Origin of the sequence: Azospirillum thermophilum (assembly GCF_003130795.1) — a bacterium.
Taxonomy (GTDB): domain Bacteria; phylum Pseudomonadota; class Alphaproteobacteria; order Azospirillales; family Azospirillaceae; genus Azospirillum; species Azospirillum thermophilum.
The window spans coordinates 778,937-789,754 of sequence record NZ_CP029356.1 but is presented as its reverse complement, the minus strand read 5'-3'; the positions used below and the strand labels follow the sequence as shown (position 1 = coordinate 789,754).

Below are 10,818 nucleotides of genomic sequence, written 5' to 3'. Positions count from 1 at the left end.
GATTGACCGCCCTGACCGTCATCGTCGCGACGCCGCTGCTGTCCGCCGCGCTGCTGGCCCTGGTGCCGGGCTGGCGGATCAGCGCCTGGATCAACGTCGCCTGCTGTGCCGTGACCTTCGCCGCCTCGCTCGCCCTGTTCGGGGCCGAGCCGTCGGCCGGCGCCTATTTCATCGTCGACAGCTTCAACATCACGCTGATCGCGCTGACCGCCTTCGTCGGGCTGACCACCAGCGTGTTCTCCGCCGGGTACATCGGGCACGAGGTGGAGACCGGGCGGCTGACGCCGCTGAAGCTGCGCTTCTACCACGCCATGTACCAGGCCTTCCTGTTCACCATGCTGCTGGCGCTGTCCGCCAACAACCTGGGCGTCCTGTGGGTGGCGGTGGAGGGCGCGACGCTGACGACCGTGCTGATGGTCAGCCTCTACCGCACGGCGGAGAGCATCGAGGCGGCGTGGAAGTACTTCATCCTGTGCGGCGTGGGCATCGCGCTCGCCCTGTTCGGCACGATCCTCATCTATATGGCCGCCCAGCCGGTGATGGGGCCGGGGCTGCCGGCGATGACCTGGAGCGCGCTGATGGAGCATGTGCCGAAGGTCAGCCCGGACATCCTGAACCTGGCCTTCGTCTTCCTGCTGATCGGCTATGGCACCAAGGTCGGGCTGGCGCCGCTGCACGCCTGGCTGCCGGACGCCCATGCCGAGGGGCCGACGCCGATCTCCGCCGTGCTGTCGGGACTGCTGCTGAACGTGGCGCTCTACGCCGTGCTGCGCTTCAAGATGCTGCTGGCGGCCAACGGGGCGGCGATCGCACCGGGGCCGCTGATGATGGCGATGGGGCTGTCGTCGCTGCTGCTGGCCGGGCTGATGCTGTACCGGCGGCGCGACATCAAGCGCTTCTTCGCCTACAGCTCGATCGAGCATATGGGGATCGTCACCTTCGCCTTCGGGATCGGCGGGCCGCTCGGCAACTTCGCCGGGTTGCTGCACATGGCGATGCACAGCCTGACCAAGTCGGCGATCTTCTTCGGCGTCGGCCATGCCGTGCAGGTGACGGGGACGCAGCGGCTGGAGGGCATCCGCGGGCTGACGGTCAGCCATCCGGCGCTCGGCTGGGGTCTGCTGCTGGGGGTGGCCGCCATCGCCGGACTGCCGCCCTTCGGCGTCTTCATGAGCGAGTTCCTGCTGATCAGCAGCACCTTCGCGCGGGAGCCGCTGCTGGCCCTGCCGCTGTCGCTGGGAGTGCTGGTCGCCTTCGGCGCGCTGGTGCTGCGGATGCAGCAGATCTGCTTCGGCGCGCCGGCGGCGGACGGGGGGCGCGGGCATGGCTCGCTGGCGCCGCTCTACGCCCATCTGGCGCTGGTCCTGCTGGCCGGGCTGTGGCTGCCGGAGCCGCTGGTCGGCTGGTTCCGCAGCGTCGCGGCGCTGCTGGGCTAGGGGAGGGGAACGGGTGGAGGACATGGCGGAGGAGCGGTCGCTGCGGCAGGTGCTGGAGCGGATCGGCGCGCCGGTGGCGGACCATCGCCCCTGGCCGCGCCACACCGTCGACCGTGCCGGCTGGCTGTCGCTGGCCGGGATGCTGCGCGAGCGGCCGGACTGGGGCCTGCTCGGCCTGTGGGGGGAGCCGGACCGCGTCCATGCGGCGCTGCGCGACGAGGGGGACGGCGAGGCCGGCGGTGCGGTGGCGGTGGTGAGCCTGCCCTGCCCGGACGGCCGCTTTCCCAGCCTGTCCGCCGCCCGCCCCGCCGCGATCCGGCTGGAGCGCGCGGCGCACGACCTGTTCGGGCTGGTGGCGGAGGGGCTGGAGGATACCCGCCCCTGGCTCGACCACGGACGGTGGGAGGTTGCGCGCCCGCTGGCGGCGGAGCCGGGACCGGGGCAGCCACCGCGGCCCTATCCCTTCCTGACCAGCGAGGGCGAGGGGTTGCACCAGATTCCCGTCGGCCCGGTGCATGCCGGCATCATCGAGCCCGGCCATTTCCGCTTCACCGCCAACGGCGAGACGGTGGTCCGGCTGGAGGAGCGGCTGGGCTATGTCCACAAGGGGATCGAGGGGCTGATGCGCGGCCGGCCGGCCGGCGAGGCGGCGAGGCTGGCGGCCCGCATCTCCGGCGACAGCACGGTGGCGCATTCGCTGGCCTTCGCCCGCGCGGTGGAGGCGGCGCTGGATGTCGAGATTCCGGAGCGCGCGGTCTGGCTGCGCGCGCTGATGGCTGAGCTGGAGCGGCTGGCCAACCATCTCGGCGACATCGGCGCGATCTGCAACGACGCTGCCTTCGCCTTCCTGCTGGCCGAGCTGGGGCGGCTGCGCGAGGCGGTGCTGCGGGCGGCCGACGCCTGCTTCGGCCACCGGCTGATGATGGACCGGGTGGTGCCCGGCGGGGTGCGGCAGGATCTGGCGCCGGGCGGGGTGGAGACGCTGCGGGCGCTGGTCGCCGAGCTGCGCCGCCGCGTCCCGCCGCTGGTCGCGGTCTATGACGGCAAGACCTCGCTGCAGGACCGCACCGTCGGCACCGGCATCGTCGGTCCGGAGCTTGCCCGCCGCTTCGGGGCCGGCGGCCATGTCGGGCGGGCGTCCGGCCGCGGGCTCGACGCCCGGCGGTCGCCCGGCTATCCGCCCTACCACCGGCTGGAGTTCCAGGTCCCCGTGCTGACCGAGGGCGACGTGAACGCGCGGGTGTGGATCCGCATCCGCGAGGTCGAGCAGTCGTTGTCGCTGGTCGAACAGATCCTGGACCGCATGCCGGGACCGCCGCAGGGGCTCGACGGCAGCGCGCCGGTGCCGCTCGCCGCGCTGCCGGACGGGCGGGGCGGGGAGGGGATGGCGCTGGTCGAGAGCTTCCGCGGCGAGATCCTGACCTGGGTCCGCGTGGCGCCGGACGGAACCGTCGACCGCTGCCACGTCCGCGACCCGTCCTGGTTCCAGTGGCCGCTGCTGGAGGCGGCGATCGAGGGCAACATCGTCGCCGACTTCCCGCTGTGCAACAAGTCCTTCAACTGCTCCTACTCCGGGCACGACCTCTAGGGGGCTGGCGATGTTCAAGCATATCCTGCGCTCGCTCGCCGGCGGACCGGTCACCGAGTCGGCCCCGCCGGCGTCCGATGCGGCGCTCGCCGAGCTGGGCGGGCGGCTGGGGGCGGCGGCGCAGCGGCGGCTGGGGCGCAGTCTGGCGATCCGCGAGGTCGATGCCGGCTCCTGCAACGGCTGCGAACTGGAACTGCACGCGCTGAGCAACCCGCTCTACGATCTGGAGCGGTTCGGCATCCGCTTCGTCGCCTCGCCCCGCCATGCCGACGTGCTGCTGGTCACCGGTCCGGTCACGAAGAACATGGCGGAGGCCCTGCGCCGGAGCTGGGACGCGACGCCGGACCCGAAATGGCTGGTGGCCTGCGGCGCCTGCGCCGTCGACGGCGGCGTGTTCGCCGGATCCTACGCCTGCGTCGGCCCGGTGGAGGCCGTTCTTCCCGTCGACCTGCGGATCCCCGGCTGCCCGCCGCGGCCGGCCGAGATCCTGGCCGGTCTGCTCGCCCTGCTGGAAACCAGCGCCGCTCCCGTATCGGGCCGGGCGGGTTAATCCCGACGTCTCCCCTTCCCCGCATGACGGAGGGAACGCGACCACGCTCCCCGGCGTATAAACCGGCAAGGGGGAGGGAAGCGATGGGGCTGGAACGTCACGCTTTTCTGGCATCCGCCACGCCGGTGATCCTGGCGGCGGGGCTGCTGCTGTCCGGCTGTGCGGTGCGGACGGTGGATTGCTGGCAGCTCGACGAACACGACCTGGAGGAGGCGCGCGGCCGGGGGCAATGCAACGACGCCTTCGCCCGCAACCGGGAGGAGCTGGTGCCGGTTGACAAGCTCGACCGGCCGGCGCGCAGGAAGGCGCCGGTGGTCACCGACGCCCCCGCACCGCCGGGGCCGCCGCCGGAGCCCCGGCGCAAGCCGCGGCTGAAGACCAGTGCCGCCTCGGTCGTGGCGGAGCAGGTGCAGGCGTTACGCTGACCGCCGTCCCGGCGACCTGCCCGCCGGCGTCAGTCGGCGAGGGCGGCGTAGCGCGCGGCCTGCAGGCGGTTCTGCACGCCGAGCTTGCGGAAGACATGGCAGAGATGGGACTTCACCGTCACCTCGCTGATGTTGAGGCGCCGGGCGATCAGCTTGTTCGCCAGCCCCTCGCGGACGAGCTGCAGAATCTCGCGCTCGCGCAGGGTCAGGGCGGTTTCGCTGGACGGACGGCTGTCGTTGGCGACCGGCGGTGCCGGGAAGACCGGCTCGCCCGGTTCCTCCGCCTGGAACAGGTCGGCCGGCATGTAGCGCTCCCCCGCGAGGATCAGCCGCAGGGCGGAGACCGTCACCGCGGCACCGGTCCGCTTGGGGATGAAGCCGGCGATGCCCAGGGCATAGAGGTCGAAGACCGTCCTGCGGTCCAGCATCCTGGAGACCACGGCGACCAGCAGGTCGGGAGCCTGGGTGCGGATGAGCCGGACGAGGTGGCGCGGGTCTCCGTCGGCCATCTGAAGATCGACCAGGGCCAGATCATAGGCGTCCTGGCGCTTCAAGACGTCGCGCAGCTCGTCGGTGCTTCCGCAATCGGTGATTTCGGTACCGTTCCCCAATTCCCGCAGAAAAGGATGAAGCCCCTCTCGAACCATGACATGGTCATGTGCGAGTAGAATGCGCACCGCATCCTCCTTAACCCGTAGGTATTATCTCTGTAGACAGGGGTATGTTCATTTATATTCCTCGAAAGATCAAGATGTTCATGACGCCAATAATGTTACAAATCATTACGAAAAGTTGCCGTACGCACCAGAATGCTGCAAAAAAAGGGGCTCCGCCGGCGTTCCGATGGAACGGCATGCGGAGCCCGTGAGTCGGCCCGGACGAGGACGGAGGAGAAGGGCTAAGTCCTGTCGAACTGTGCCGCCTGGATGCGGTTTCGGACCCCCAACTTGCGGAAGACGTGACAGAGGTGCGACTTCACCGTCACCTCGCTGACGTTCAGGCGGCGGGCGATCAGCTTGTTCGGCAGGCCCTGGCGAAGAAGGTCGATGATCTCGCGCTCGCGGGCGGTGAGACCGGTCCCTTGCGGACGGACGGACGGGCAGGGCGCCTGCGGCAGGGGACCCGGCCCGCCGGCCGGCAGCAGAGCGGCCGGGACGTAGCGTTCCCCCGCCATGACCAGATGAAGGGCGGAGACGAAGGCCCGCGCGCTCATGCGCTTGGGAATGAAGCCGGAGACGCCGGCGGACATCGCCCGCGACACCATCGCCGGGTCGGCCTTCGGTGCCAGAACCACCGAGCGGGCGCCGGGGTGAAGGGTGGACAGGGTGGTGATGCAGTCGCCCAGTTCCAGCCCCGGCATCTCATGGTCGAGGATGGCGAGATCGATGGCCGGGGAATTGCGGAAGGCACGCCACACCTCCCCCGCGCAACCGGCTTCCGTCACCCGCGCCTCCGCGCCCACCTGGATCAGGAACGGGCGGAGCACGTCGCGCACCATCGCGTGCTGTTCGGCAAATACAATGTGCATAGGACGATCCCATGTTGCGGACGGACGTTCCGCCCCGGTTTCCAGCCTCTTGTCTGGAGGCAGTATGGTTGCATCGGAAACGGGTCGTCAATTTCGGCACTGAAACATTTGGACACTGAGTGGTCGGTGCGACAATGATGCACACCCCGCCGGGAAGTATATGATCCGGCCGGTCCGAAAGTATCGGAGGAGCCGCTACAGCGGAATGACATACCCAGTAAATATTGTGTTTACGTTTATTCTGGCGGAAAACTGGTAATACCATTCGGAGCGCGCCCGCATGCCCTACGACCCGCTGATGATGTCTCTCAAGATCGTGGACACCGCCATCGTGACGGAGGAGGAGCGCGGCCTGCCCGAGGGCGCGCTGATCGCCGCGCTGTTCACCGCGACGGCGGCGACGCTTCTGCATCATTTCGGCTGGTCGGCCGAGACCCTGGCCTCTGCGGTCGCGGAGATGGCGGGCAACGAAGAGGATGGCGCCGCGGCGACGGCCGCCGCCGAGGTGGCGCGGCGATGGCTTCCGGCCCTGCTGCAATAGGCGCCGGGCAGATCGCTCGGCCGGTTCGGCCGCTACCGGCGTCGATTCGGGACGGCAGAAAGAGGCCGCGCCGCCGGAGCTGAGTTCTCCGGAAGCGCGACCCCTGGCGGCGGGATTATGGCGGCGGTATCACGCCGCTCGAATGGCGGTGAGGAACTGCTCCACCTCGCCCCGCAGCCGGTCGGCCTCGCGCGACAGCTCTCCGGCCGCGTCGAGCACCTGGCCGGCGGCGGCGCCGGTCTCGGTGGCGGCGTGGCTGACATCGGCGATGTTGTTGGTCACTGCCTGGGTTCCGACCGCCGCCTGATGAACGTTGCGTGCGATCTCGCTGGTCGCGGCACCCTGCTCCTCGATGGCGGCGGCGATGGTGGTGGCGATTTCATTCATCATCGCGATGGTGTGGCCGATGCCGGTGATCGACGCCGCGGCATTGCTGGTCGCCGTCTGCATCGAGGCGATCTGGGCAGCGATGTCCTCCGTCGCCTTTGCGGTTTGGGTGGCGAGGTTCTTCACCTCGGATGCGACCACAGCGAAGCCTTTGCCCATCTCGCCGGCTCTCGCGGCCTCGATGGTCGCGTTCAGCGCCAGCAGGTTGGTCTGGCTGGCGATGCTGGTGATGAGCTGGACGATCTCGCCGATACGATTCGCCTGCTCGACCAGGCCGTTGACGTGTTCGGTCGTCTGCTGCGCCTCCACCACCGCCTGATTGGCGATCCCGGTCGAGCGGGCAACCTGGGTGCTGATCTCGGCGATCGAGGCGGTCAACTCCTCGGTTGCGGTCGCGACGGTCTGTACATTGCTAGATGCCTGTTCGGCCGCGGCCGCGGTTGCCGCAGCCTGCTGATTGGTATGGACCGCCGTGTTCGACATGGCCTGGGCCGTCGACTCCAGCGTACCGGCGGAGGCCGACACAGTGTGCAGGATGCCCGACACGGTCGTGTCGAAGCCCTGCACGAGGGTCTCCACCACCCCGGCCCGGCGCTCCTCGGCCTGGACGGTTTCCAGGCGCTCGCGCTCCTGGGCATGGTCCTTGAAGACGACGAGGGCACCGGCAAGCTGGCCGATTTCGTCGCCGCGGTCGCGGTGCGGGACTTCGCAGGAGAGGTCGCCGCCGGCGACCTTCAGCATCGCCTCGGAAATCTCCTGAATGGGTGCTGCGACCCGGCGGCGGACGATGAGCATGCCGGCGATGCCGAGCGCCAGAGCCAGCACCAGCAGCGCGGCGTTGATCGACAGTGCCGTGATCTCCTCGCCCTGACGCTGTGCCGCGTGGGCGGCGATGGCATCGAGCGCGCTGTTGGCGACGGCATCGAGATTGCTCATCGAACGGTCGGCCAGTTCGTTCACGTCGTCCAGACGCATCGGCAGTTCCTGGCGGGCACCGACCGCCGCCAGGACCGACTCCCGGACCTTCAGATAGTCGCCGACATAGTTGCGCTCCGCCGCGGCGATTGCCGTCCTGATGGAATCAGGGGTCGTGGGACGCAGGGCAGCATCGCGCACCATGCGCCAGGCCGTCTCGAACTGGCCGCTTGCCAGTGCCATCCGGGCACGGTCCTCCGGAGAAACCTCCTTCCTGACGATCACGCTGTCGAACTGCACACGCAGCGGTGTCGCGGCTTCGCGCGCCGCCACGGCGGCGTCCTTCAAGGCGATCAACTCGGAAAACAGGGGGTCGAGCCCACGCATCGGCTCCAGCAGGGTCTGCGACGATCGGGCGAGCAGGTCGACGGCCCCCGTCGCGCCGCCCATCCACTCATCCACCAGACCCTTGCGACGTTGGTCGAGGTTCACCTTCAACGCGGCATCCACTTCGCGGCGCAGTTCCTCAAGCCGGGCAATGGCGGCCCGCGCCTCGGCGGCGCCAAGGCCGGAGGCGCACTCCACCGCATCGCAGACCTTCACGACAGCCTCAACGGCGACAGACGAGGTCTGCCGCCAGCCCGGCAGTTTCGCCGCCGTCGGCACATCGGAACCCGGAGGCTGCAACAGCAGCCGCCGCGTCGCACCACGCTCGGAGCGGATTGCCTGCATCGCCGTGAAGACGGTCCGCGAAGCCTCGGCCACGGTTTGGACGTTGCGGTTGTCCGACAGCGTGCGCAACGACGAGACGGTAGTCAGGCTGACGACCAGAACGAGAAATGCAACGACACTGCCGAATAACAACAGCAGTGTGGTGGTTACACTCAGATTGTGAAGACGCATCATCAGAAATCCCATGCCATCACCGGAGTAGATATCCGATTATCTTCTTATGACATGGCAACTAATTGCCGTCTATCATATCCAAGTATGTCATATGTTCTCCGAAAAACTGAATAATAGCCTGAAAGGCGGAGCGGAATAATGCATCTTTTTGTTGGTAATATTATTTCGCGGCCATGCCATGGCGGTCGGCCCCGGCTGTGTTGCCGTCGCTGGCGTCAGGGGGAAACACGTCGGAGGACCATGCTCCATGACCTCCGTGCACACCCTGTTCTGGCTGCCCATCCCGGAAGCCGCTTGGAAACGTCGATGGGCGGCCGGATCTGGCCGAATCCGTCATCCCCGCGAAGGCGGGGAATCAGAGTGCTTCGCGACCGAGCGACCGAAATGCCCTGGAGTCCCGCCTTCGCGGGAATGACGGGGGTTGGGTGACTCTCCGAGACGGCGAAGCGAAGCTGCATCAGCCGGCCCGTCGCATCGTCGATGAACACCAGAAGCGTGCAGGGATCGGCGCGATCCTCGAACCAGCGGTGCTCGCTGCCGTCGATCTGGACCAACTCGCCGAACCGCTCGCGGCGCAGCCGGGGAGGGTGGAACTGCCGGCGCTGCCGACCACGGCGACCGCTCAGCACCTCGCCGAGAACCTCGACCCCGTTGCAAGTCCCGTTCGCTCATCGCCACCCAGCCCACCGCCAGCCTCCCAGCCGGGCTTCACCCAGGCCAAGGCTGACATTTCTGCTTTGCCAGATCGCGACATTCTAACTTTGCGCCTACATGCTGAAGTCATATAATCAGCATTATGGAAAAACATGCCGCTCCGGCGCCGCCGCGGGATCAGCTGTGCAGGCCGGGCGCCTCGTGGCCGGTGCGCGCCACATATTCGGTGTAGCCGCCGCCATACTGATGGATGCCTTCCGGCGTCAGCTCCAGGACGCGGTTCGACAGCGCCGCCAGGAAATAACGGTCGTGCGACACGAACAGCATGGTGCCTTCATAGCTCCCCAGCGCCCGGATCAGCATCTGCTTGGTGTCGAGGTCGAGGTGGTTGGTCGGCTCGTCGAGCACCAGGAAGTTCGGCGGGTCGAACAGCATCTTCGCCATCACCAGCCGGGCCTTCTCCCCGCCGGACAGGACGCGGCAGCGCTTCTCCACGTCGTCGCCGGAAAAGCCGAAGCAGCCGGCCAGCGCCCGCAGCGAGCCCTGCCCCGCCAGCGGAAAGGCCCGTTCGAGGGATTCGAACACCGTATCCTCGCCGTCGAGCAGGTCCATCGCGTGCTGGGAGAAATAGCCCATCTTCACGCTGGCGCCGACGGTCACGCTGCCGGCATCCGGCTCGGTCACGCCCGCCACCAGCTTCAGCAGCGTCGACTTGCCGGCGCCGTTGACCCCCATGACGCACCAGCGCTCCCTGCGGCGGATGGTCAGGTCGAACCCCTGGTAGATGGTCCGGGCGCCGTATCCCTTGTGCACGTTCTTCAGCACCGCGACATCCTCGCCCGAGCGCGGGGCCGGCGGAAAGTCGAAGGTCACGGTCTGGCGGCGCCTCGGCGGCTCGACGCGCTCGATCTTGTCCAGCTTCTTCACCCGGCTCTGCACCTGGCTGGCGTGCGAGGCGCGGGCCTTGAAGCGCTCGATGAACTTCAGCTCCTTCGCCAGCATGGCCTGCTGGCGTTCGTACTGCGCCTGCTGCTGCTTCTCGTTCAGCGCCCGCTGCTGCTCGTAGAAGGCATAGTCGCCGGAATAGCTGTTCAGCGAGCCGCCGTCGATCTCGATGATCTTCGTCACGATGCGGTTCATGAACTCGCGGTCGTGCGAGGTCATCAGCAGCGCGCCCTCGTACTCCTTCAGGAACTGCTCCAGCCAGATCAGGCTTTCGATGTCCAGATGGTTGCTCGGCTCGTCGAGCAGCATGGCGTCGGGCCGCATGAGCAGGATGCGGGCGAGCGCCACGCGCATCTTCCAGCCGCCCGACAGGGCGCCGACGTCGCCGTCCATCATCTCCTGGCTGAAGCTCAGGCCGGCCAGCACCTCGCGCGCCCGTCCCTCCAGCTCGTAGCCGCCCAGCTCGTCGAAGCGCGCCTGGACTTCGCCGTAGCGCTCGATGATCGCGTCCATATCGGGATGGTCGGGATCGCACATCGCCGCTTCGAGGCTGGCCAGCTCCGCCGCCACGCTGCTGACCGGCCCTGCCCCGTCCATCACCTCCGCGACCGCGCTGCGGCCGGACATCTCGCCGACGTCCTGGTTGAAGTAGCCGATGGTGACCTGCTTCTCGATCGACACCTGCCCGGCGTCCGGCAGTTCCTCACCGGTGATCATCCGGAACAGCGTCGTCTTGCCGGCGCCGTTCGGTCCGACGAGCCCGACCTTCTCACCCCGGTTCAGCGACGCGGAGGCGTCGAGGAACAGGATCCGGTGGCTGTTGTGCTTGCTGATGCTCTCGAAGCGGATCATGTGCGGCAGGGTTCCATGGCTGGGGCGGCCCCTTATGCCACAGGATGGGCGATGCGCCAGAGTCCTGATCGCGTCCCCGGAGTCCGGGGCA

The 10,818-nt window shown here is 68.2% G+C and carries 9 protein-coding genes and 1 pseudogene; 5 read left to right on the top strand and 5 right to left on the bottom strand.

The features are described from left to right. Positions 1 to 2 precede the first annotated feature (2 nt). From DEW08_RS24585 to DEW08_RS24570, 4 genes are all read left to right on the top strand, one after another. Positions 3 to 1,436 carry a hydrogenase 4 subunit F gene (locus tag DEW08_RS24585; protein WP_109332158.1) on the top strand — a complete coding sequence of 478 codons (1,434 nt, stop codon included), beginning with the start codon at positions 3 to 5 and terminating at the stop codon, positions 1,434 to 1,436. 22 nt (positions 1,437 to 1,458) lie between these two features. Next, complete coding sequence (locus DEW08_RS24580) at positions 1,459 to 3,024, top strand: hydrogenase large subunit (protein ID WP_109332406.1); 1,566 nt, start codon at positions 1,459 to 1,461, stop codon at positions 3,022 to 3,024. Positions 3,025 to 3,034: 10 nt separating this feature from the next. Continuing rightward, the gene (locus DEW08_RS24575) at positions 3,035 to 3,574 is read left to right on the top strand and encodes an NADH-quinone oxidoreductase subunit B family protein (RefSeq protein WP_109332157.1); all 540 of its coding nucleotides are present in this window, start codon (positions 3,035 to 3,037) and stop codon (positions 3,572 to 3,574) included. 83 nt (positions 3,575 to 3,657) lie between these two features. Beyond that, positions 3,658 to 3,999, top strand: coding sequence for a hypothetical protein (locus DEW08_RS24570; protein ID WP_109332156.1), 342 nt, complete (start codon positions 3,658 to 3,660; stop codon positions 3,997 to 3,999). 29 nt (positions 4,000 to 4,028) lie between these two features. Here DEW08_RS24570 and DEW08_RS24565 read toward each other — a convergent pair whose 3' ends face one another. Both DEW08_RS24565 and DEW08_RS24560 read right to left on the bottom strand, forming a co-directional pair. After that, on the bottom strand, positions 4,029 to 4,676 hold the full coding sequence (locus DEW08_RS24565) for a response regulator transcription factor (RefSeq protein ID WP_146214758.1): 648 nt from the start codon (positions 4,674 to 4,676) through the stop codon (positions 4,029 to 4,031). Positions 4,677 to 4,897: 221 nt separating this feature from the next. Then, entirely contained in the window at positions 4,898 to 5,527 is a 630-nt protein-coding gene (locus DEW08_RS24560) for a LuxR C-terminal-related transcriptional regulator (RefSeq protein WP_109332154.1), read from the bottom strand. A gap of 280 nt (positions 5,528 to 5,807) precedes the next feature. Between DEW08_RS24560 and DEW08_RS24555 the strand changes: the two genes are divergently transcribed. Further along, positions 5,808 to 6,068, top strand: a complete 261-nt coding sequence (locus DEW08_RS24555; protein WP_109332152.1) for a hypothetical protein — start codon at positions 5,808 to 5,810, stop codon at positions 6,066 to 6,068. A gap of 129 nt (positions 6,069 to 6,197) precedes the next feature. Here the strand turns inward: DEW08_RS24555 and DEW08_RS24550 are convergent, their stop codons facing one another. From DEW08_RS24550 to DEW08_RS24540, 3 genes and pseudogenes are all read right to left on the bottom strand, one after another. Continuing rightward, positions 6,198 to 8,288: a methyl-accepting chemotaxis protein gene (locus DEW08_RS24550; protein WP_245986961.1), complete on the bottom strand. Its 2,091-nt coding sequence runs from the start codon at positions 8,286 to 8,288 to the stop codon at positions 6,198 to 6,200. Positions 8,289 to 8,704: 416 nt separating this feature from the next. Further along, positions 8,705 to 8,860: pseudogene (locus tag DEW08_RS24545) on the bottom strand (ISNCY family transposase); the annotation flags it as partial. Between the two features lie 247 nt (positions 8,861 to 9,107). Then, the gene (locus DEW08_RS24540; RefSeq protein WP_109332151.1) at positions 9,108 to 10,727 is read right to left on the bottom strand and encodes an ABC-F family ATP-binding cassette domain-containing protein; all 1,620 of its coding nucleotides are present in this window, start codon (positions 10,725 to 10,727) and stop codon (positions 9,108 to 9,110) included. Between the last annotated feature and the right edge of the window lie 91 nt (positions 10,728 to 10,818).

Bases quoted from the DNA above. Each gene is read 5' to 3' on its own strand.
- DEW08_RS24555 (WP_109332152.1), top strand. From the start codon at position 5,808: ATGCCCTACGACCCGCTGATGATGTCTCTCAAGATCGTGGACACCGCC.
- DEW08_RS24575 (WP_109332157.1), top strand. From the start codon at position 3,035: ATGTTCAAGCATATCCTGCGCTCGCTCGCCGGCGGACCGGTCACCGAG.
- DEW08_RS24570 (WP_109332156.1), top strand. From the start codon at position 3,658: ATGGGGCTGGAACGTCACGCTTTTCTGGCATCCGCCACGCCGGTGATC.
- DEW08_RS24580 (WP_109332406.1), top strand. From the start codon at position 1,459: ATGGCGGAGGAGCGGTCGCTGCGGCAGGTGCTGGAGCGGATCGGCGCG.
- DEW08_RS24550 (WP_245986961.1), bottom strand. From the start codon at position 8,288: ATGGGATTTCTGATGATGCGTCTTCACAATCTGAGTGTAACCACCACA.
- DEW08_RS24540 (WP_109332151.1), bottom strand. From the start codon at position 10,727: ATGATCCGCTTCGAGAGCATCAGCAAGCACAACAGCCACCGGATCCTG.
- DEW08_RS24560 (WP_109332154.1), bottom strand. From the start codon at position 5,527: ATGCACATTGTATTTGCCGAACAGCACGCGATGGTGCGCGACGTGCTC.